Annotated in this window: 17 protein-coding genes; 9 read left to right on the top strand and 8 right to left on the bottom strand. The window is 72.2% G+C overall.

Features of this window, described 5'->3' with window-relative positions:
• Positions 1 to 30 precede the first annotated feature (30 nt).
• Positions 31 to 1,161, bottom strand: coding sequence for a lipase family protein (locus tag ABGB14_RS05990; protein WP_347642520.1), 1,131 nt, complete (start codon positions 1,159 to 1,161; stop codon positions 31 to 33).
• Positions 1,162 to 1,336: 175 nt separating this feature from the next.
• On the opposite strand from ABGB14_RS05990, the gene ABGB14_RS05985 reads away from it, so the two are divergent.
• Together ABGB14_RS05985 and ABGB14_RS05980 are read left to right on the top strand one after the other, a co-directional pair.
• Positions 1,337 to 1,915 (top strand): hypothetical protein, encoded by a 579-nt coding sequence (locus ABGB14_RS05985; protein ID WP_347642519.1) that lies wholly within the window; start codon positions 1,337 to 1,339, stop codon positions 1,913 to 1,915.
• 13 nt (positions 1,916 to 1,928) lie between these two features.
• The gene (locus tag ABGB14_RS05980; RefSeq protein ID WP_347642518.1) at positions 1,929 to 2,573 is read left to right on the top strand and encodes a cyclase family protein; all 645 of its coding nucleotides are present in this window, start codon (positions 1,929 to 1,931) and stop codon (positions 2,571 to 2,573) included.
• Here the strand turns inward: ABGB14_RS05980 and ABGB14_RS05975 are convergent.
• Positions 2,570 to 2,746 (bottom strand): hypothetical protein, encoded by a 177-nt coding sequence (locus tag ABGB14_RS05975; protein WP_347642517.1) that lies wholly within the window; start codon positions 2,744 to 2,746, stop codon positions 2,570 to 2,572. The genes ABGB14_RS05980 and ABGB14_RS05975 overlap by 4 nt on opposite strands.
• A gap of 32 nt (positions 2,747 to 2,778) precedes the next feature.
• Here ABGB14_RS05975 and map point away from each other — a divergent pair, with 32 nt between their 5' ends.
• Positions 2,779 to 3,627 carry a type I methionyl aminopeptidase gene (gene map, locus ABGB14_RS05970; RefSeq protein WP_347642516.1) on the top strand — a complete coding sequence of 283 codons (849 nt, stop codon included), beginning with the start codon at positions 2,779 to 2,781 and terminating at the stop codon, positions 3,625 to 3,627.
• A gap of 18 nt (positions 3,628 to 3,645) precedes the next feature.
• On the opposite strand, the gene ABGB14_RS05965 is transcribed toward map, so the two are convergent.
• The 4 genes from ABGB14_RS05965 to ABGB14_RS05950 all read right to left on the bottom strand — a co-directional run bounded on the left by ABGB14_RS05965 (position 3,646) and on the right by ABGB14_RS05950 (position 8,168).
• Entirely contained in the window at positions 3,646 to 4,035 is a 390-nt protein-coding gene (locus ABGB14_RS05965) for an ATP-binding protein (protein ID WP_347642515.1), read from the bottom strand.
• 209 nt (positions 4,036 to 4,244) lie between these two features.
• Positions 4,245 to 6,221 (bottom strand): cytochrome c oxidase assembly protein, encoded by a 1,977-nt coding sequence (locus ABGB14_RS05960; RefSeq protein WP_347642514.1) that lies wholly within the window; start codon positions 6,219 to 6,221, stop codon positions 4,245 to 4,247.
• The gene (locus ABGB14_RS05955; RefSeq protein ID WP_347642513.1) at positions 6,218 to 6,808 is read right to left on the bottom strand and encodes a copper resistance CopC family protein; all 591 of its coding nucleotides are present in this window, start codon (positions 6,806 to 6,808) and stop codon (positions 6,218 to 6,220) included. Before ABGB14_RS05955 ends, ABGB14_RS05960 begins: the two co-directional genes overlap by 4 nt.
• A gap of 76 nt (positions 6,809 to 6,884) precedes the next feature.
• Positions 6,885 to 8,168, bottom strand: a complete 1,284-nt coding sequence (locus tag ABGB14_RS05950) for a helix-turn-helix domain-containing protein (RefSeq protein WP_347642512.1) — start codon at positions 8,166 to 8,168, stop codon at positions 6,885 to 6,887.
• Between the two features lie 62 nt (positions 8,169 to 8,230).
• Here ABGB14_RS05950 and ABGB14_RS05945 point away from each other — a divergent pair, with 62 nt between their 5' ends.
• Positions 8,231 to 8,365, top strand: a complete 135-nt coding sequence (locus tag ABGB14_RS05945) for a hypothetical protein (RefSeq protein WP_347642511.1) — start codon at positions 8,231 to 8,233, stop codon at positions 8,363 to 8,365.
• 281 nt (positions 8,366 to 8,646) lie between these two features.
• Positions 8,647 to 11,403 (top strand): BTAD domain-containing putative transcriptional regulator, encoded by a 2,757-nt coding sequence (locus ABGB14_RS05940; protein WP_347642510.1) that lies wholly within the window; start codon positions 8,647 to 8,649, stop codon positions 11,401 to 11,403.
• Between the two features lie 4 nt (positions 11,404 to 11,407).
• On the opposite strand, the gene ABGB14_RS05935 is transcribed toward ABGB14_RS05940, so the two are convergent.
• A complete protein-coding gene (locus ABGB14_RS05935) occupies positions 11,408 to 12,976 on the bottom strand; it encodes a helix-turn-helix domain-containing protein (RefSeq protein ID WP_347642509.1) in 1,569 nt (522 codons plus the stop codon).
• Positions 12,977 to 13,070: 94 nt separating this feature from the next.
• On the opposite strand from ABGB14_RS05935, the gene ABGB14_RS05930 reads away from it, so the two are divergent.
• The 3 genes from ABGB14_RS05930 to ABGB14_RS05920 are packed head-to-tail and all read left to right on the top strand — an operon-like array spanning position 13,071 to position 16,922.
• Entirely contained in the window at positions 13,071 to 15,269 is a 2,199-nt protein-coding gene (locus ABGB14_RS05930; RefSeq protein ID WP_347642508.1) for a molybdopterin cofactor-binding domain-containing protein, read from the top strand.
• Positions 15,253 to 15,486 (top strand): EF-hand domain-containing protein, encoded by a 234-nt coding sequence (locus ABGB14_RS05925; RefSeq protein WP_347642507.1) that lies wholly within the window; start codon positions 15,253 to 15,255, stop codon positions 15,484 to 15,486. The genes ABGB14_RS05930 and ABGB14_RS05925 overlap by 17 nt, the downstream gene beginning before the upstream one ends.
• Positions 15,487 to 15,515: 29 nt before the next feature.
• On the top strand, positions 15,516 to 16,922 hold the full coding sequence (locus ABGB14_RS05920; RefSeq protein ID WP_347642506.1) for an NCS2 family permease: 1,407 nt from the start codon (positions 15,516 to 15,518) through the stop codon (positions 16,920 to 16,922).
• On the opposite strand, the gene ABGB14_RS05915 is transcribed toward ABGB14_RS05920, so the two are convergent.
• Complete coding sequence (locus tag ABGB14_RS05915; protein WP_347642505.1) at positions 16,919 to 17,854, bottom strand: excalibur calcium-binding domain-containing protein; 936 nt, start codon at positions 17,852 to 17,854, stop codon at positions 16,919 to 16,921. The two genes, ABGB14_RS05920 and ABGB14_RS05915, sit on opposite strands and share 4 nt — an antisense overlap.
• 149 nt (positions 17,855 to 18,003) lie before the next feature.
• Here ABGB14_RS05915 and ald point away from each other — a divergent pair, with 149 nt between their 5' ends.
• Complete coding sequence (ald, locus tag ABGB14_RS05910) at positions 18,004 to 19,119, top strand: alanine dehydrogenase (protein ID WP_347642504.1); 1,116 nt, start codon at positions 18,004 to 18,006, stop codon at positions 19,117 to 19,119.
• Position 19,120: the final 1 nt, after the last annotated feature.

Below are 19,120 nucleotides of genomic sequence, written 5' to 3'. Positions count from 1 at the left end.
AAGGAGCGCCGGTGAGCACGGCCCGGCGGGTCAGCAGTTGCCGGACGCGGGCAGCCCGTACATCCGCAGCGCCAGCCACTCGATGGCCAGCGGCCCGCCCTCGACGGCCCCGGTGACGTGGTCGGGCGCGGGCAGCGACACCCAGCGCACGGTCACCCCGGCCCGGCAGTACGCCGAGCGCAGCGTCGATCCCACGATCTCGTCCCCGGTGCCGTGGTACAGGAACATCGGCACCTGCGGGGCCGCGGACCCGAGCCGGTTCTCCGCCAGGCGCGCCTGCCACTTCGGCTGGCCGAGCAGGTCGATCGGGCTCAGGTCGGAGAAGCGGAGCCCGGCCAGCCTGTCCAGGTCGCCCACGCAGTCGTCGGCGGCGTCGGCGAGCAGCGCGCGGCCCCGGTCGTTGAGGTCCGCCTCGAGGCCGAGCTCGGGGTAGGCGGCGTCGAGGCCCACACCGGCGGCCGCGGCCAGCCCGAAGTCGTCGCCGCCGTCGAGGTGGTTCGCCACGGCGTGCAGGTCGGCGGGGACGCCGCCGGCCGCGACGCCCTTGAGCCGCAGCTCGGGCGCGTACGCGGGCTGCAGCTGGGCGGCCCAGCCGGCGGACGCGCCGCCCTGGGAGTAGCCCATGACGGCGACGGGCGCCCGGCTCGACAGCCCGGAGCCGGGGACGCGGGTGGCCGCCCTGATCGAGTCGAGGACGGCGTGCCCCTGCGAGATCCCGGCCATGTACGTGTGCGGCCCGGGCGTGCCGAGCCCCTCGTAGTCGGTCATCGCCACCGCGAACCCCTTGAGCAGGAACAGGCTCACCAGCGCGAGCTCGGCCTCCCGGCCCTGGCTCATGGCGGCGGAGGGGGCGCACTGGTCGCCCAGCCCGTGGGTGCCGACGGCGTACCCGACGATCGGGCGCGTGCCGAACGGGTAGCGGCCCTTCGGCACGAGCAGCGTGCCGGAGACCGTGTTGAGCGAGCCGGTGGCGGAGGTGGAGCGGTAGAGGACGTGCCAGGCGTTGACCGGCACCTCGAGCAGCCTGCCCGGCAGCAGGTAGACGGTGGTGGGCTGGGCCGAGACCACGTCGCCGGGGGTCGCGGCGCGGGCGGGGGTGGCGATGAGAGACATGATCGATAACAGGATCACTGACATGCTGACGCGGACACGAAAGGTCATGTGCCGCCCCTCTCCTTGAGGATCACACGCTCGGAGACGGCGGCGCCGCGAGCCCGATCGTTACTCGCAAGTAACCCCCTGTCAAGGCCCGATTCGACCGATAAATCCACCTCGTGTCCGCACGCCACTCCCGAATCAGCCACCCCGGAAGTACGACGTCAGGCACCATGGATGAATGGACTCAGGATCGGTGGCACTCCTGCGCGAGCTCCTGACCGACACCGGCTGGATCGACCGCGCGCGCGAGCTGGGGCTCGCCCTGCGCGCCACCCGCTCGCCCGGAGGCCTGCTGCTGGTCGGCCCTCCCGACGACGAGCCCTGGCACCTGACGGCGCATCTCAGCGACGAGGCCCGATACTCCGGGCTGACGCAGCTCTCACCCACCCTGGTGCGCTGGACACCGCCGGCCGACGCTCCTCCCCACCTGCGTGTCGGCCTCGACCGCCTGGAGCGGGCGGCCCGGGGCGAGACGTTGTTCGTGCTGGCCGAGGAGCAGGCCCCGGTCCCGCTGCTCGAACGCGTCGACGACGCGCGGCGCACGGGCGCGACGATCCTGGCGATCGAGGGCGGCGACGCCGAGCTGACCGGCCTCGCCCATGACGCGATCGCGGTGCCGCGCGGCGGGCTGGTGTCGTTCGACGGCGCGCAGCACCTGGTGAGCGCGGCGGCCGGCGAGGTGGAGCGGCGTCCTGGTCTGCGCGAACGCCTGGCCCGGCTGCTGGAGAAGGTCAGCGGCCCTCAGATGACCGACTAGTAGGAGGCGCCGCGTGATCGTCGAGCTCAGCCACCGCATCGTCGAGGGGATGACCACCTATCCCGGCATCCCCGCTCCGAAGCTCTGGGTGCACCTGAGCCGGGAGGACTCCCGCAGCTTGTACGCGCCGGGCACGGAGTTCCACATCGGCGTGATCACGCTGGCCGCCAACACCGGCACCTACGTGGACACCCCGTACCACCGCTACGCCGGCGGCGACGACCTCGCGCGGGTGCCGCTGACGAAACTGGCCGACCTTCCCGGCCTGGTGATCCGGGCCGGAAGGCAGCGGGCGGTGACCCTCGACCGGGCACTCGACGTACGCGGCCGGGCCGTGCTGATCCACACGGGATGGGATTGCCACTTCGGCACCGGCGCCTACGCCCAGGGCCACCCGCACCTGGCCCCCGAGTCGGCGGCCTGGCTGGCGGAGCAGGGCCCGGCGCTGGTCGGGATCGACTCGCTCAACATCGACGACACCCCGCCGCACGGCGAACGCCCCGCCCACTCGATCTTGCTGCGCGCGGGGATCCCCGTCGTGGAGCACCTGACGGGGCTGGGCGCGCTGCCCGACGAGGGTTTCCGCTTCCACGCCGCGCCGCCGATGGGCGCCGGCCTCGGCACGTTCCCCGTCAGGGCCTACGCGGTCGTGCCCTAGTCGTCCTCCTCGTCGGCCTCATCCCATGCCTTGTTGCGGTCGGCGGCACGCTGCAGCGCCCCGGCGGCCTCCTGCTCGGACGCGTAGGGCCCCATCCGGTCCTTGTTGGGGCACCCCTTGTCGGGCTCGACCCTCATGTGCTTGAGGCAGAACCACCACTGGCCTTCGCTCACGAGGTCAATTCTGCCCCGTAGACTCATGTTTCATGACGACACTGCTCCAGCCAGGGCGAGTTTCGCCCATGCGAAAGGTCCCCGCCCACATCGAGCGGCCGGAGTACGTCGGCAAGAAGCGCCCCACCACCGGCGAGTCCGACGTGAAGACCCCCGAGATGATCGAGCGCATGCGGGTGGCGGGCAGGATCGCCGCCCAGGCGCTCGAAGAGGTCGGCAACAACGTCCGGCCGGGCGTCACGACCGACGAGCTCGACAGGATCGGCCACGAGTTCCTCATCGACCACGGCGCCTATCCGAGCACGCTCGGCTACAAGGGCTATCCCAAGTCGCTGTGCACGTCGATCAACGAGGTGATCTGCCACGGCATCCCCGACGACACCGTCCTGCGCGACGGCGACATCGTCAACGTCGACATCACCGCCTACATCGGCGGCGTCCACGGCGACACCGACGCCACCTACCTCGTGGGCGAGGTCGACGAGGAGTCGCGGTTGCTGGTGGAGCGCACGCGCGAGGCGATGACGCGCGCGATCAAGGCGGTCGCGCCGGGGCGGCAGCTCAACGTCGTGGGCCGCGTCATCGAGGCGTACGCCAAGCGGTTCGGCTATGGCGTCGTGCGCGATTTCACCGGCCACGGCATCGGCACGAGCTTCCACTCCGGCCTCATGGTCCCCCACTACGACGACCCGTCGTTGCGGGTGGAGCTGGTGCCCGGGATGACGTTCACGATCGAGCCGATGCTGACGCTGGGGACCATCGACTACGACATCTGGCCCGACAAGTGGACCGCGGTCACGAAGGATCGCAAGCGCACGGCCCAGTTCGAGCACACGATCGTCGTCACCGACACGGGCAGTGAGATCCTCACCCTGCCCTGACCGCGCTCCGAGGCACCGTCACCGGCGCATGGGCACCACCCCGGTCACCGTGGTGCCCTCTCCGGGCACGCTGTTGACCGACAGGCTCCCGCCGATCTCCGCGAAGGCCGCCCGCATCCTGGCGATCCCGCGCCCCGTCAGCGGCGCGGGATCACCCTTGCCGTTGTCGCTGACCGTCATGCGCAGCCCGCTCCTGCCCGCGGTGACGGCGATGGAGACGGTCTTGGCCCTGCTGTGACGCTCGACGTTCGACAGTGCTTCGCCCATCGCGGCCATGACACCGCGTGTCACGCGCGACGGCACGTCCGTGGCGGGCAGCGCCCAGGTCTCGACCTCGATCCCCGTGCGCTCCGACCACTCGATGAGGCAGGCCTCCAGCGCCTCGGCCAGGCTCTGCCCCCCGCGCATCCGCGTCTCTTCCGACAATGGTCTCGCCTCTCTTGGCACCCCGGGCTCGCGCCGCACCCCAACTCCGGCGCTCCCAACCGCGCGGCACGCAATCCCCCCTCAAGGTTGCGTATGCCAGCGAATGAGGTTATGCCCGTCTCCCCTGGAAGTCAGGCTACCCGGCGGTCCTGTGGCGCGGACGGAGAAGATAGAAGGCCGTGTCCGAACGGCTACTCGCCCTTGTCAGCACGGTTGAGACGGGCGAGATAGGCGTTGTAGGAGTCGAGCTCCGGGTCTCCGGCGCCGGAGCGGTCGGCCCTGCGGTCGGTGCGCCGTGCCTGCCGGTCGTCGTCCTGATACCACTGCACCGCGATGGCCAGCAGCACGATCAGCGTCGGGATCTCGCCGAACCCCCACGCGATGGCCCCGCCGTCGCGCTGCGTCTGCAGCAGCGTGTCGCCCCAGGGGCGGCCGAGCTGTTCGTACCATCCGGAGGCGATCACCGCGCCCATCATCATCAGCGCGATGCCGAAGAACGCGTGGAACGGCATGGTGACGAAGAGCATCAGCAGCCGCCAGACGTGCGGGAGCCGGTGGGGCCCCGGATCGACCCCGACGATCACCCAGAAGAACAGGCACCCGCTGATGAGGAAGTGCAGGGTCATCCAGATGTGCCCGAGATGCTCCTGCATGGCCGACTCGAACAGCGGCGTGAAGTAGAGCGCGTACGTCGACGCCACGAAGATGGAGGTCGCCACCAGAGGGTGCGTGACGACCTTGGTGAACCGGCTGTGCAGGATCGTGGTGATCCACTCCCGCGGCCCGCGATCGCCCCTCTTCGATGCGGGCTTGAGCGCGCGCAGGGCCAGCGTGACCGGCCCGCCGAGCACGAGGAAGATCGGCACGACCATGGAGAGCGTCATGTGCTCGATCATGTGCACGTCGAACATGACCTTGGCGTAGCGGGCCAGCCCGCTCTGCGTGGCGAACACCAGCAGCGCCACGCCGAAGAACCAGGACGCGGTGCGGCCCCACGACCAGGCGACACCGCGCCGTGCCAGCCGGTAGACGCCGGCTCCGTAGAGCCCGGCCAGGACCGCGGCGACCACGGCGAAGAACAGGTCGAGCCACCACAGCGTGAACACGTTCGCCAGCGACAGCTCCGGCGGCATGGGGAAGCCCAGCAGCTCGAACGCCCGGTCGGCGGGCACGACGACCTCGGGCGGCCGCGTGCGCGACAGCGCCACGGCCAGCCCGACGGTGGCGAGCATGAGCAGCGTCTCGCCGCCCGCCAGCCGGGTGAACGCCCGGGGCCGGCCGGCCGCGAGGTCGGCCAGCGTGCGCTGCCTGTGCCAGTAGCCCACGTAGCCGAGCAGCACGAACGCCACGATCTTGGCCACGGCCAGCAGGCCGTATTCGGACGTCCACAGGTCGGAGACCGCGCCCAGCCGCGCCACCAGGCTGAACAGCCCGGACAACCCCACGCCGACGTAGCACCACACCGCCATCCGGGAGAACCTGGCGGCGGCCACCTCCAGCTGCGGCTGACGGCGCAGCGCGTGCGCGGCCAGCACGACGAGCCCGCCCACCCACAGGGCGAGGGCGAGCAGGTGGAGCGCCACCGACGAGGTGGCCAGGTCGTGGTTGGGCGAGGAGGCGCTGTGCCCGGTCAGCGGCGCGGGCAACATCGTCGCCAGCGCGAACACCAGCAGTCCCGCGGCGGCTCCCGCGGTGATGGCGCCGCGGGAGAACAGCGCGATCGCCACCCCGAACAGCACCACGAGCGTCAGCGCCACACCCTGCGTGGTCTGGGTGGCGTAGCTGGTCAGGATGGTGCGCTCGAGGATCTGCGGCACGGTCCTGCCGATGGACTCCGCGGCCCCGAAGAGGATCGCGAGGAACGCCGACCCGGCCCATGCCAGCGCCGACCACGAGCTGGCCTTGACGTAGTCGACGGCGGTCCCGCCGAGCACGCCCTTGTCGTTGGGCAGCAGCGCGGCGGCCATCAGCAGCAGGCCGACGGTGAGCACTCCGGACGCGTCCATGAGGAGCTTGGACAGCGGCAGCCCCCACCTGACGACCGCGCCGGCGTCGGGCAGCCCGGGAATGATCTTGGGGAAGGCGCTGCCTCCGGCCATCATGCCGATCACCAGGGCGGCGATCGCGGCCCCCGCGCCGGCGAGCGCGAGACGCGCCGCCCGGCTCATGGCTTCTTCTTCCGCGCGCTGAGCAGGAAGCCGATGCCGATGCCGACGAGCGCGCCGATCACGATGATCAGCCAGACGGGGAACATGGCGTCCTGCCCGGCCGACGCCTGCTCGGCGTCCGGCGACGAGGCCGCGGGCGCGGCGGGCTCGGACGCGACGCTGCTCGCGGGCGCCTGGCTCGTCGCCGCCTCCTGGCTGGGGCTGGGACCGGGGGACGGCGTCTGCGCCCCCTCGACCCGGAACGGGATCTCCCCTTCGATCGGATGGCCGTCGGAGGACACGACGCGATAGGCGATCGTGTATTTCCCGTCGGGCAGCGGACCCTTGACCGCCTGGCGCACGACCGCGCCGTCCAGCTCGGGCTTGCCGAGCTGGTGCTGGTCGTCACCGGGCCCCCGCACGATCACGAACGGCATGCGCACCTTGGCGGTGAACTCGAGCTCGACCTCGTCGAGGGCCTTGACCTCGGCGCCCTTGGCCGGCGAGCTGCTCTTGAGCGCGTCGTGGGCCAGGGCGGGAGCGGCGCCGGACACGAGCAGGGCGGCGGTGAGAATCGCGGCGAGCGCCGCGAACGAGGATCTCTTCATGGCACCTTCAAGGCTACCGACGCCGCTGCCCGGTCCGGACCCCGATGTATGGGCCCGCTGGACGGGCCGGTGCCGCCTACAGACCCGCGCAGGCCAGCGCCCGCTGGTAGGCCTCGACGGCCCCCTCCGCGTCGCCCAGCTCTTCGATCGTCTCGGCCGTGGCCAGCCAGGTGGAGGCGGAGCGGCGGGAGTCGGGCAGCGGGGTCAGCCAGTCGCGCACCGACGCCACGTGACCTGCGGCCTCGGCGGAGCGCCCGACGGAGCCGTAGGCCCGGCCGAGCAGGAGGTTGGCCTCGGCGCCCAGCACGTGCCCGTACTCGGGGACCAGGCCTCTGCCGATCTTGGCGTGCTCGACGGCCTTGTCGAGGTCGCCGGTCATGTATTCGGCGTAGGCCAGTTCCACGTGGACCCGGGCCTTGTCGATCGTGCTGGTGGAGGTCTGCTCGAACTCGGCGACCGTCGCGCGCAGCTCGTCGCGCACGGCGCCGGCCTCGGCGGGCCGTGCCTTGAGCCGCTGCTGCAGGAGCGCGAGGCGCATCCTGGCGACGCTGCGCGGATGGCCGTTCTCCAGTTGCACCGCCATGGCCCGTTCGGCGAAGGACAGCGCCTCCTCGTTGTGGCCGGTGTTGTAGGCGACGTTGGACGCCATCCAGTTGGCGGCCACGATGGAGCGTGGCGTGCCGAGCGCGTCGGCCGCGTTGAGCAGCTCGGCCGCGAACTGGCGGGCGCGGAGCAGGTCGCCCCGGTGCATGTAGGCCGACAGCAGGGTCGCGGCCAGCTCGACGAGCGGATCGGTCCACGGCAGGCGGGCGCTCCCGCCCAGCATCTGCTCCCCCACCGTGACGGCTTCGGTCAGCCGCTCGCTGTCGCGGTAGGCGCGGCACAGCACCATGGCGACCTCGATGCGCCGCTCGGGCGACAGCTCCTCCTCGCGGAGCCCGAGGAGGATGGAGATCGCCTCGTCGAGGTCGCCGGCCGCCTCGGTGGCGAGGGCCAGCCCGAATTCGGTGTCTTGACGAAGTGTGGGCAATCCTGTCAGGTTGCTGTTGGCCAGCAGCTCGCGGAACCGGGTGCGGGCCTCGGCGACCTCGCCGTTCTCGAGCGCCAACCGTGCGTAACCGAGAGCCAGCTCGATGTCCTCCATCTGCTCGGCGGTCACACCGTTGATCAGATAGGACAACGAACACTCCAGTTTCTGGGCCAAGAGCTCCAGAACGGCAGGAGTCGGGGTACGCTTGCCACTCTCGATCAACGAGACGTAGCTGTCCGACAACTCGGGATGCGCCAGCTGTGCCTGTGACAGGCCGCGTTGTCGCCGAACTGTCTTGATGCGGAGTCCGACCAGGTCAGATGTGGTCACAGTCGTCGCTCCCTGAGAAGATATAGTCCGAGCAACCCCCACATAGGCGAGGGAGAACCCCCATGCGTATGCGTATTGCCCTGTCGGCACTGGTCACCGCGATGATGGTCGCTGCGGCCCTTGCGGGCAATGTTACGGCCGCGAGTGCCGAAATGTCCCCCGTCGGAGCCAATCAGGATTCCAGCGACTGCTGCTGAGGTCGCCCGGCCAGAGGGGCACACTCCCGGCGTCGGGGGCGCGTACACCGCACCTCGCTCCCGACAACTCCCCGGGACCATGAGGCACGCCCTCGTCATGTGTGCCCCTCGACCCCGCTCCGAAGTGTTCCTCCAGCCCGGCCTTGATCCAGGATTTTATCCGGCGCCGTCTACATTTGATCTACAGTGATCGCTTCGACGACGCCGGCTCGGGGCGATCAAGGAGCGGGGAGGTCGCGTGAGCGAAGAGATCTACATCCGCCTGCTCGGCGCGGTCACCGGTGAGCGGCAGGCCGAACTCCATCGATCTCGGCCCCGCCCGGCAACAGGTCACACTCGCACTGCTCGCCTCCGTCCCCGCCAGGCCCGTCCCGATGCACCGGCTCGTCTCCGGCATCTGGGGCGACGACGCCCCGCGCAACGCCGAGCAGAGCGTCTACACCTACATCTCCGGCTTGCGCCGCGCCTTCGAGCCCTCGCGCGGCCGCCGCGAGCCCTCGCGGTTGTTGTCGGGCACGTCCGCCGGATACGTGCTTCGACTGCGGCCAGGGCAGGTGGACGCGGTGCTGTTCGGCGAGCGCGTCGCCGAGGCACGCAAGGCGCAGCGGAGCGGCGACGACCTGCAGGCCGTGCGCGCTCTCGACCAGGCCCTGCGGATGTGGCGCGGCATCGCGCTGAGCGGCCTGTCGGGCCCGTTCGTGGAGCAGGAACGCGACCGCCTGGAGCAGCTCAGGGTGTCGGCGATCGAGCAGCGCGCGGAGAGCCTGCTGCGCCTCGACCGCCACGCGGAGATCATCGAGGAGCTGCGCGACCTGACCCGCCAGCGCCCTCTGCGCGAGCGGGCCCGCGAGCTGCTCATGACGGCGCTCTTCCGCTCGGGGCGCCAGGCGGAGGCCCTGGAGACCTTCGAGGAGGGCCGCGCCGTCCTCGCCGAGGAGCTGGGCCTGTCCCCCGGCGAGGGGCTGCGCAGGTGCCACGAGATGGTGCTGCGCGCCGACACGGCCCCGCTCTCGCCGCCGGCGCCGCACCAGCTGCCCCGGCGGCTGGCGGTGTTCGTGGGCAGGGCGGATGAGACCGGCCGGCTGAAGGAGCGGCTGGCGCCCGGGCACGACGCGCCGCCCGCTCCCCTGGTGATCATCACGGGCTCGCCGGGCGTCGGCAAGTCGGCGCTGGCGGTGCAGGTCGCCCACCTGGTGGAGGAGCGGTTCCCCGACGGCCAGCTCTACGTCAACTGCCGGGCCGCCACGCCCGAACTGCCCGCGCTCACCGCCCTGGAGGTGCTCGGCCGCTTCCTGCGCGCGCTCGGCGTGCCGCCCCACGCCGTGCCCTCCGACCTCGACGAGGCGGCCGCCGTGTGGCGCAGCCGCCTGCACGGCCGGCGGGTGCTGGCGCTGCTCGACGACGCCGGGGACCTGGCGCAGATCCGGCCGCTGCTGGCCACGCCGTTCGGCAACTCGCTGCTGGTGACCAGCCGCGAGACCATGACGTGGGGCGACGACTACTTCCAGCTGGAGCTGGACCGCATGTCCCACGCGGAGTCGGCCACGATGCTGGCCGGGCTCGCCGGCGCGGGCCGGGTGGCGGCGGACGCTGGGCAGACGGCGAGCCTGGTCCGGTTGTGCGAGGGCCTACCGCTGGCCCTGAAGATCGCGGGCGCGCGCCTGGCCGCCCGTGCCGACTGGACCGTGGCGACGCTGGCCGCCCGGCTCAGCGACGAGCGGCGGCGCCTGCACGAGCTCGCCGTGGGCGACCTGGCGGTGCGGTCCAGCCTGGCGGCCGGCCACACCGCGCTCGAACGCGGCCGCCGGGCCGTCGACCGGCAGGCCGCGCGCATCCTCGCGCTGCTCGGCCTGCTGCACGTACCGGAAGCGACCGCCGAGGTGGCGGGCGCGCTGCTCGGCGTGCCGCCCGCCGAGGCGGAGCCGGGGCTGGAACGCCTGGTCGACGCCCACCTGCTCGACCGCGCCGGCCACGGCCGCTACCAGCTGCACGACCTCGTCCGCCTCTTCGCGGGCGAGCTGCGGCCGGACGGCGCCACGGACGCGCTCATCCGCGTGTTCTCCTACTACGCGGCCTCAGCGCGGCTGGCGAGCAGCGTCATCGACCCGCACCGCGTGCAGACCGCCGCCCCCGTGGACGCGGTTCCCCATCAGGTCTCCGGCTTCGAGGAGGCCAAGGCGTGGCTCTACGAGGAGGAGCCCATCCTGGTCGCCGCGGCCGCCCAGGCCATGGGCTCTCCCGACGAGGCGATCGCCAGGCTGGGGATCAACCTCGCGTTCGGCCTCGCCTGGCACCAGCAGCGGACCTACGACATGACGACGATGCTCGCGCTGAACACGCAGGCCCTGCGGGTCAGCGAGCGGCTCGGCGACGAGACGAACGCGCAGCTCGCCCACGACCACGTCGCCAACGCCCTGCGCATGACGGGCCGCACCGACGAGGCCGTCGCCCATCTGCGGGCCTCGCTGGCGATCGCCAGGCGCCGCGGCGACGCCTTCGGCGAGCAGCGCGCGATGGGCAACCTCGCCGTCGTGAACATCTCGGGCGAGCGCTTCGACGAGGCGCTCCCGTGGGCGGAACGCCAGCTCGCCCTGGCCAGGAGCATCGGCTCGCGGGTGGGCATCCGCTACGCGCTGCTGATGACGGGCAACGCCCACTGCGGCGCAGGGCGTCCCGAGAAGGCGTGCGAGCCCCTCCACGCGGCGCTCGACGACGCCCAGGAGGCAGGCGACCTCACCCATGAGGCGCAGATCCGCATGGGGCTCGGGGAGACCCATCTCGCCATGGGCCGGCCGGAGGAGGCGCTGGAGCAGCTCGTACGAGCCTCCGAGCTCATGACGCTGGTCGGCTACCGGATCGGGAAACTGCGCTGCCTGGTCGGGCTGTCGTACACGCACCGGGTCATGGGGCGGCCGGACCGGGCGCTGGCCTGCGTGACCGAGGCCGCAGGCTTCGGCGGCGCGCTCGGCAACCCGCGCTGGGAGCGGCGGCTCGCGGAGGAGCAGGCGGCCGTGCACGAGGCGCTGCACCAGGTCTGATCCGCTAGCGCGGCGGGCCCGTGTCCCTGAGCGCGAGGAAGAAGTCGACCCGGTCCGCCATCGCCGACAGGTCCCTGCCGGTCAGCTCCTCGATCCTGCGGACGCGGTAGCGGACGGTGTTGACGTGCACGTGCAGCCGCTCGGCGCAGGCGTTCCACGAGCCGGCGCAGTCGAGGTAGACGCGCAGGGTGCGCACCAGCTCCGACTGGTGCGTGCGGTCGTAGTCGAGCAGCGGCGCCAGCAGCCGGGCGGTGAACGAGCGGCGCACGTCGGCCGGCACGGTGGCCAGCAGCAGCGCGTGCGTGTAGATCTCGTCGCTGGTCACCACGCCGCCGGCGCGGGCCTCGGCCAGCCGTCTGGCGTGCCGGGCCTCCTCGACGCCGCCCTTGACGGCTGCGGCACCGGTCAGGGCGCCGCTCAGCCCGACGCTGACGCGCGTGTCCGGCAGGGCGGACAGCACCCGGACGCCGGCGCGCAGCCGGCCGGCGACCTCGGAGGCGGTGCGCTCGCGCAGCGGCACCACGGCGACCGCGCCCTCCGCCCGCGCCGCAGGATCCACCGCTGGGTCCACTCCCGGGTCCGCCTCCGGGCCCACCCCTGGTTCCGCCCCCGGGTCCACCGCAGGAACCACCGCCGCGACCGCCTCGCGGCCGAGCAGCTCCTCGACGACCCGGCCGCCGAGCGCGGACGGGCCGGGGACGCCCCGCCCGGACACGGTGGCGTTCACGATCGTGTACGGCTCCGCCGCGCCGATGCCGCACGTCCGCAGCCTGGCGTTCAGCTCCGGCAGGCCGGCCCCGGCGAGCGCGGCGGCGACGAGCTGCTCGACCAGGCGACGCTCCACCCTGCGCCCCTCCTCCATCCGGCTGCGTTCGAGCGCCACGCAGGCGGCCAGCTCGTAGCCGACGTCGGCCCGGCCGAGCAGGTCGCCGTCGCAGGCCAGCGCCCAGCCCGCGGCCCGGTGGCCGCGCCCGACCGCGAAGACCGTGGTGGCGCCGGCGAGCGCGGGCAGCCGGGGCGCCGTCAGGTACGCCGTCGCGAGGCGCACCGGGTCGTCGGCCGCGCCGACGAGGACCTCGCCCGACGCGGACACGACGGCGCCGGTGACGCCCAGCTCGGCGGCGGTCAGCCGGAACAGCTCGGGCAGGTCCGCGCCCTCGGCCATGGCCGCGACGAGCCTGCGGTGGCTGCCGAGCGCCTCGCGGACGTCCCCGGACAGGCGGGGCACGACCAGCTCGGCCAGCGTGCGGAAGGACACCTCGGTCGGCACCTCCACCAGGGGCAGCCCGGCGGCCCTGCAGGCGGTCACCAGGTCGCCGGGCACGTGGCCGAGCCAGGCCTGCCCGGCCCCGAGCGCGGCGACGCCGGCCTCGGCCAGCGCGGCCACGAAACGCGCCGAGTCGCCGGGCTCGTGCCACCACATGAGCCCGGTCAGGACCAGCTCGCCGCCGCCCAGGTAGCGCCCGGGCTCGGGCAGGTCGGTGATGTGCACGGTGCTGAACTCGCGGGCGGGGTCGCCGGCGAGCAGCGTGAGGCGCAGCTCCTCGATGGCCAGCAGGTCAGAGATCCGCATTTGGAGGAATATACAAGCAGGTGTGCACAACCGCTGACCCGGATTTGACGCCGGGCGCATAGGACGGAACCGGCGGCGGTGCTCTACTCGGAAGATGACGGAGACGGCGAGCACCACCACCGCGGGACAGGGCGTCGGTGAGAGCGCGCGGCGGCCGGACGCCGTGCTCAAGGTGACCGGCGAGTTCGCCTACGCCTCTGACCTGTGGCTGGACGGCATGGTGTGGGGCGTGACGCTGCGCAGCCCGCACCCGTCGGCGTGGATCCGCTCGATCGACGCGGGCCCGGCGCTGAAGATCGACGGGGTGCTGGCGGTGCTCACGCACGAGGACGTGCCGGGCGCCAGGTTCTTCGGGCTGGACCGCAGGGACCAGCCGGTGCTGGCCATCGACCAGGTCCGCTACCAGGGGGAGCCGGTGGCGCTGGTGGCCGCCGACCATCCGGAGACGGCCCGCAGGGCGGCTGCGGCGATCGTGGTGGACTACGAGGTACGCGAGGCGGTCACCGACCCTCGCCAGGCCAGGGACGTGGTCCGCCACCAGCCGGTACGCCGGGGCGACACGTTCGAGGCGGAGGTCGTCGTCTCCGGCGAGTACGAGGTCGGCATGCAGGACCAGGCCTTCCTCGGCCCGGAGTCGGGGCTGGCGGTGCCCGCCGAGGACGGCGGCGTCGACCTGTACATCGCCACCCAGTGGCTGCACGTGGACCGCGACCAGCTCGCCCCCTGCCTCGGCCTGCCGCACGACAAGGTACGCCTGACGCTGTCGGGAGTCGGCGGGGCGTTCGGCGCGCGCGAGGACCTTTCCATGCAGGTGCACGCCTGCATGCTGGCCCTGCGGCTGAACCGCCCCGTGAAGATCGTCTACGGGCGCGAGGAGTCGTTCTTCGGCCACGTGCACCGCCACCCGGCCCTGATGCGCTACGAGCACGGCGCCACCCGCGACGGCCGGCTCGTCTACGTCAAGGCGGACATCCTGCTGGACGGCGGCGCCTACTGCTCGTCCTCACCCGCGGTCGTGGGCAACGCCGCCTCGCTGGGCGTGGGGCCGTACGAGGTGCCGAACGTGCGTGTGGACGCCACCGGCGTCTACACCAACAACCCGCCGTGCGGCGCGATGCGCGGGTTCGGCGCGGTGCAGGCGTGTTACGCGTACGAGTCGCAGATGGACCGCCTGGCGGAGGCGTGCGGCCTGTCGCCGGTCGAGATCCGCGTCCGCAACGCCGTCGCGCAGGGCTCGCGCCTCATCACCGGCCAGCTGATCGACGCTCCGGCCCCGCTGGCCGCGATGTTGCGCGACCTGGAGTCGATGCCGCTGCCGCAGGGGCCGCCCGCCACGGACCTGCGGGCGCTGCCGGGCGGCGTCTCGCAGACGACCCACGGCGAGGCGGTGCGCCGGGGCGTCGGCTACGGCGTCGGGATCAAGAACATCTGCTTCTCGGAGGGCTTCGACGACTATTCCACGGCCCGCGTGCGTGCCGAGCTGGTCGGGGGCGAGCCGCACGTCACCGTGCACACGGCGGCGGCCGAGGTGGGCCAGGGCCTGGTGACGCTCCAGGCGCAGATCGCCCGCACGGAGCTGGGCATCGAGAACGTCACCGTGGCCACCGCCGACACCGCGGTCGGCTCGGCCGGCTCGTCGTCGGCCTCCCGGCAGTCGTACGTCACCGGGGGCGCGGTGCGGGCGGCCTGCGAGGCCGTGCGGGAACGGTTCGGCGGCCGGCCCGCCCGGGAGGCGCTGGAGAGGTCCGGGCCGATCGAGGAGACGCGTGAGTACCGGCACCGCCTTACGTACCCGATGGATCCGGTCACGGGGCAGGGCGACTCGCACACGCAGCTCGCGCTCTGCGTGCACCGGGCGGTCGTGGACGTGGACGTGGAGCTGGGCCTGGTCAAGGTGGTCGAGCTGGCGGCCGTGCAGGACGTGGGCCGGGTGCTGAACCCGCAGGCGCTGGAGGGCCAGATCCACGGCGGGTCCGCGCAGGGGCTGGGGCTGGCGCTGATGGAGGAGATCCAGGTCCGCGACGGCCTCGTGCTGAACCCGTCCTTCACCGACTACCTGATCCCCACCATCCTCGACATGCCGCCCATGCAGATGAAAATCCTGGAAAATCCAGACCCTGCGGCCCCGTACGGATTGCGCGGCGCCGGCGAGCCTCCGACCCTCTCCTCCACCCCGGCCATCGCGGCGGCGGTGCGCGCGGCGACCGGCCTCCGGTTGACTCGCGTTCCGATTAGGCCAGAAGATATCGCCTTGTTCGACAACGGGGAGGTTTCTCATGGCAAGCGCACGTGAGGCGGCCGAGGCGGAGTTCCGGCGTTTCGACGCCGACGGCGACGGCCTGCTGACCGCCGCCGAGATCCGCCAGGCCAACGAGGCTCTGGGCGGGCTGGGCGCGTCCGAGAGCGAGATCGAGGCGTTCATCGCGTCCGCCGACAACGACGGCGACGGGACGATCGGGCTCGACGAGTTCGTCGGCCTGGTAGGCCACGGGCGGCACGAGAAGGCGTGATCTCGTCCCCCGCCGGGTAATGGCCCGGCATGCCCCCTGATCGTTGGGGGGATGGCGTGCTCGACAGGTTCTTCGAGCTCACCGGGCGGGGGACCACCGTCGGCCGTGAGGTGCGTGGCGGGCTCACGACGTTCATGGCCATGGCCTACATCATCCTGCTCAACCCCATCATCCTGGCCGGCGCCAGGGACGTCACGGGCGCCCGGCTCTCGATCGCCGAGCTGACCACCTCGACCGCCCTGGCCGCGGCCGTCTCCACGCTGCTGATGGCCGTCGTCGGCAACGCCCCCTTCGGCCTGGCCGCCGGGCTCGGGCTGAACGCGGTCGTCGCCTACCAGGCCGCGCCGCACATGACGTGGGCGCAGGCCATGGGCCTGGTGGTGCTGGAAGGCCTGGTGATCATCGTGCTGGCCGTGACCGGCCTGCGCACGCTGATCATGAACGCGATCCCGCTCGCGCTCAAGCACGCCATCAGCGTGGGGATCGGGCTGTTCATCGCTCTGATCGGCCTGGTGGACGCCGGGTTCGTGGCGGCGGGCGAGGGCACGCCCGTGCAGCTCGGCGCGACCGGCCACCTCGCGGGCTGGCCGGTCACGTTGTTCTGCTTCGGCCTGCTCCTGATGATCGTCCTGTACGTCCGCAGGACCCCGGCCGCGATCCTCATCAGCATCGCCGTCACCGCCGTCCTCGCCATCGTGGTGAATTCGCTGGCCACCATCCCCCCGCAGGCGTGGGGCGTGGTCGCGCCGCGTGTGCCCGAGTCGCTGGTCTCGGCGCCGGACTTCGGGCTCGTCGGCGCGTTCGACCTGTTCGGCGGCTTCGCCAGGGCAGGGGCGCTGACGGCGACCGTGGTGCTGTTCACGCTGGTGTTGTCCGGCTTCTTCGACGCCATGGGCACGATCATCGGCGTCAGCGACGAGGCCGGGCTGATCGACGAGCGCGGGCAGGTGCCCCGGCTGGGCCGGATCCTGACCGTGGACGGCGTGGCCGGCATGGTGGGCGGCTCGGCCAGCGCCTCGGCGAACACCGTCTTCGTGGAGTCGGCCGCCGGCGTCGGCGAGGGCGCGAGGACCGGCCTGGCCAGCGTGGTGACCGGGGCGCTGCTGGGCGTGACGCTGCTGTTCACGCCGCTGGCCGGGGTGGTGCCCGCCGCGGCGGCCGCACCCGCGCTGGTGCTGGTCGGGGCGCTGATGATGATGCAGAGCAGGAACGTGCCCTGGGACGATCCGGACCTCGCCGTGCCGGCGTTCCTGACGATCGCGCTGATGCCGTTCACCTATTCGATCACGAACGGCGTGGGCGCCGGAGTGATCGTCTACACCCTCATCAAGGCGGCCAGGGGCCGCTTCTCGGAGATCCCGTGGCTGCTCTGGATCGTCTCGCTGGTCTTCCTGGCCTACTTCGCCATCGACGGGCTGGAGCAGCTGTTCACCTAACGGATGTCGGCGCTGTTGCAGGCCACGCCGTTGCGGTCGACGTCGGTGTACCAGCCGTATTCGGCGTGCGTGCCCTGGTAGTAGGGGCCGTCGCCGGCGGCCACGGCTTCCTTGCAGCTCGCGTAGCGGCGGTCGGTGGAGCGCGCTGCGCCGGTCTGCGTCGTGCCGGTGCCGCCGGTCTGGGTCGTCCGCGGAACGCCGGTGGAGGTGGGCCCAGTGGAGGTCGGCCCGGTGGAGGTGGACCCGGTGGAGGTCGGCCCGGTGGAGGTGGGGCCCGTGGACGCGGGGCCGGTCGGAACGGGATCGCTGGAGGCGGGGCCGGACGGGGTCGCGCTCGGCGTGCCGCCCAGCAGGCGCGCCACCAGCGCGTCGGCATCCTCCTTCGTGTATCCCGCGATGCTCATGCTGTCGCCGTCCATGTGCTGCGTGACGATGGGCGCGGCCAGCACGGTCTTGGGCACCTCGGGCTTCTCCGGCGCCAGCACGACGGCGACCTGCCGCTGCTCGGGCACCTGCTCGTCGATGAGCTGGACCAGCCGCTCCTTGAACGCCGGCGCGATCGCGATGCGCACGGAGTACTGGCCGTCCCTCTCGCGCACCGGCTCGATCTTCTGCACGGCGCCGACCGTGACGCCGTCCTCAAGGAGGTAGCAGGTGGTCTGCTCGGCGTCGAGCACGGCGGGGTCGCCGGGGCAGGGGGCGGGCTTGGCCTCCCTGACGGGGGCGAAGTGGATCGGCACGGACAGCCGCGTGGGCGGCGTGCCGCCTAACAGCGGGGTGTCGGGACTGCGGGTCATCAGGACCGCGACCGTGCCGAGCACACCTGCCACGAGCACGACGAGGACGAGCGAGACGATCAGCACGATGGTGGTGAGCCTGCTGGCCTGCGGCTCTCCCGGGTCCGCGTGTGGCGGCTCTTCGGGTTTGTCCATCGATGGCGACCTCATCCTGATGTTCGGGATGCGGGTGAGCTTATCGAGGACGGGCGGCACGCAGGTAATCAGCCGAACAATCCTCACTTCTCATCGCTATAGAAGGAAGACTGAGGGTAAATCACCATATTGGCGAAAAGAGTTGTCTTATGAAGGTCGGTGTACCCCGAGAGGTCAAGAACAGCGAATATCGCGTGGCCCTGACGCCCGCCGGGGTGCACGAGCTCGTCCGTCACGGCCACCAGGTCTACGTCGAGCGCGACGCGGGCGCCGGCTCGTCCATCCCCGACGCCGACTTCGCCGCGGCGGGCGCCGTGCTGGTCCCCGAGGCCGACGAGCTCTGGTCCGCGGCCGACCTGGTCATGAAGGTCAAGGAGCCGATGCCGGAGGAGTACCACCGGCTGCGCAAGGGCCAGGTGCTGTTCACGTACCTGCATCTGGCGGCGAACAAGGAGTGCACGCGAGCCCTGATCGACTCGGGCTGCACCGCGGTCGCCTACGAGACCGTGCAGACGCCCGGCGGCGCGCTGCCGCTGCTCGCGCCCATGTCAGAGGTCGCGGGCCGGCTGGCGCCGCAGGTCGGCGCCTACCACCTGATGCGCTCGGAGGGCGGCAGAGGCGTGCTGATGGGCGGCGTCTCCGGCGTGCGGGCGGCACACGTCGTGGTGCTCGGCGCCGGGGTGTCCGGCATGAACGCGGCCGCCATCGTCCTCGGCATGCAGGCCGAGGTGGTGCTGCTGGACAAGAACATCGACAAGCTGCGCCAGGCCGACCTGATCTATCAGGGCCACTGCCAGACGATCGCCTCCAACACGCTGGAGGTCGAGCGCGCGGTGCTGGAGGCGGACCTCGTCATCGGCGCCGTGCTGGTGCCCGGCGCGAAGGCGCCGACGCTGGTGAGCGACGACCTGGTCAGCCGGATGAAGCCGGGCTCGGTGCTGGTGGACATCTCGATCGACCAGGGCGGCTGCTTCGCCGGCTCCCGCCCGACCACGCACGAGCGGCCCACCTACCGGGTGCACGACTCGATCTTCTACTGCGTGGCCAACATGCCGGGCGCGATGCCGCACACCTCGACGTTCGCGCTCACGAACGTCACGCTGCCGTACGCGCTGGCCGTCGCCGACCGGGGCTGGCAGCGGGCCATGCGCGAGGACCCGGCGCTGGCGCTCGGCCTGAGCACCCACGAGGGCCGGCTGACCAGCCGGCCCGTGGCCGAGGCGCACGCGCTGGAGTGGACGCCGCCGGAGGACGTGCTCGCCTGAG

This window comes from Nonomuraea sp. B10E15 (assembly GCF_039871615.1).
Classification (GTDB): Bacteria; Actinomycetota; Actinomycetes; order Streptosporangiales; family Streptosporangiaceae; genus Nonomuraea.
This window is presented reverse-complemented; position numbering and strand designations above follow the sequence as displayed.

Bases quoted from the DNA above. Each gene is read 5' to 3' on its own strand.
- ABGB14_RS05920 (WP_347642506.1), top strand. From the start codon at position 15,516: ATGCCCCCTGATCGTTGGGGGGATGGCGTGCTCGACAGGTTCTTCGAG.
- ald (WP_347642504.1), top strand. From the start codon at position 18,004: ATGAAGGTCGGTGTACCCCGAGAGGTCAAGAACAGCGAATATCGCGTG.
- map (WP_347642516.1), top strand. From the start codon at position 2,779: ATGACGACACTGCTCCAGCCAGGGCGAGTTTCGCCCATGCGAAAGGTC.
- ABGB14_RS05965 (WP_347642515.1), bottom strand. From the start codon at position 4,035: ATGCGCGGGGGGCAGAGCCTGGCCGAGGCGCTGGAGGCCTGCCTCATC.
- ABGB14_RS05925 (WP_347642507.1), top strand. From the start codon at position 15,253: ATGGCAAGCGCACGTGAGGCGGCCGAGGCGGAGTTCCGGCGTTTCGAC.
- ABGB14_RS05935 (WP_347642509.1), bottom strand. From the start codon at position 12,976: ATGCGGATCTCTGACCTGCTGGCCATCGAGGAGCTGCGCCTCACGCTG.
- ABGB14_RS05930 (WP_347642508.1), top strand. From the start codon at position 13,071: ATGACGGAGACGGCGAGCACCACCACCGCGGGACAGGGCGTCGGTGAG.
- ABGB14_RS05945 (WP_347642511.1), top strand. From the start codon at position 8,231: ATGCGTATGCGTATTGCCCTGTCGGCACTGGTCACCGCGATGATGGTC.
- ABGB14_RS05955 (WP_347642513.1), bottom strand. From the start codon at position 6,808: ATGAAGAGATCCTCGTTCGCGGCGCTCGCCGCGATTCTCACCGCCGCC.
- ABGB14_RS05960 (WP_347642514.1), bottom strand. From the start codon at position 6,221: ATGAGCCGGGCGGCGCGTCTCGCGCTCGCCGGCGCGGGGGCCGCGATC.
- ABGB14_RS05990 (WP_347642520.1), bottom strand. From the start codon at position 1,161: ATGACCTTTCGTGTCCGCGTCAGCATGTCAGTGATCCTGTTATCGATC.
- ABGB14_RS05915 (WP_347642505.1), bottom strand. From the start codon at position 17,854: ATGGACAAACCCGAAGAGCCGCCACACGCGGACCCGGGAGAGCCGCAG.
- ABGB14_RS05985 (WP_347642519.1), top strand. From the start codon at position 1,337: ATGGACTCAGGATCGGTGGCACTCCTGCGCGAGCTCCTGACCGACACC.